At 50.4% G+C, this 1,237-nt stretch carries 2 protein-coding genes; both read right to left on the reverse strand.

Translation table 11 applies throughout. The features are described 5' to 3' along the window. Positions 1–104: 104 nt before the first annotated feature. A complete protein-coding gene (locus AC1DUO_RS25160; protein WP_013575867.1) occupies positions 105–470 on the reverse strand; it encodes a bleomycin resistance protein in 366 nt (121 codons plus the stop codon). 161 nt (positions 471–631) lie between these two features. Further along, on the reverse strand, positions 632–1,237 hold a 606-nt coding region (locus tag AC1DUO_RS25165; protein ID WP_477989412.1), incomplete at its 5' end, for a porin.

Genomic DNA, 1,237 nt, shown 5'->3' on the forward strand with positions numbered 1-1,237 from the left:
GCCATGTTCTAACTATCACGTTTTCATCTCCTCAATCATATTCACTTCAATAACATAGCGAAAATTTAACGTGAGTTGAAGAGCATCAGAACGTGTTTCAGCGCTTATTTCTCATTCTCAATCACCCGCACCAGCGTGCCGTCGATATCGATCATTGCGCCCATTCTCAGCCCGAATGGCTGCATTTTTGGCAGATGAATGCACGGATGGGATTTTTTATCCTGCCCGATTCCTGCCGCCATAAACGCATCAAAAAGTGCATCGGCGTCATCGACGCGCAGGCAGCAGCTGAACCAGCTGGTGAGCGGGTCGAGATCCGTGTGCAGGAAGAATTCCAGCGTAAGGGTTCCGCGGGTCATGATCAGCCAGCCGTCATCAACGTAAGTAGTGATGAATCCAAAGCTGCCATAAAAGCACTGGGTTTCTTCGAAATTACGGGAAGGAAGATTAGGGGTGGCGTAGTCGGTCATCCTGGCCTCATCAGCAGTAATGCATTGAATGTTGCGCCATGATGCCTGAGTGGGAAGGATGAGGAAAGAAGGAAAAATCAGTGAGTCATCCCCTGCCAACTGGCAGGGGAATCAGACACATGGCTCGCGGTTCCTGAAACTAACAGGAGCGCGCCGGCTTATCAGAACTGATAAACCAGACCGACGGCTACAATGTCATCGGTATTGATGCCGGCGTCGCGGGTCAGGCGGGTGTCATCCATCAGATTGATTTTATAATCAACGTAGGTGAGCATGTTTTTGTTGAAGAAGTATGACGCGCCTACATCAACATATTTAGTCAGGTTCTGGTTGCTGTAACCCGGAACATTTCGGGCATGTGATTGTACATACGCAATCGAAGGACGCAGACCAAAATCGAACTGGTACTGTGCAACGGCTTCAAAGTTTTGTGCTTTATCCGCGTAACCGTAAGCCGTGCTGCCCGCTTTACCGAAACGGTTGGCGTTGTAGCTCTGGGTGTACATCGCTGCCAGATAGATATTGTTTGCGTCGTATTTCAGGCCGCCGCTGTAAGCCGTTGCCTTATCACCGTTACCAATGATTGCCGGATTGTTACGGCCATTTTGTTCGCTGGTACGGTCAGACGCCATCATCGCTGCTGCTGCGCTGAAACCTTCGCCCAGATCATATGTCAGGGACATGCCGTAGCCGTCACCATTCTGCGCCAGGACATCGCGGCCATTGTTAGATTCAGTCGCACTGCCATTTTTGCCCTGATACTGCAC

The sequence above is a fragment of the Rahnella sp. P4_A8 genome (assembly GCF_056402435.1).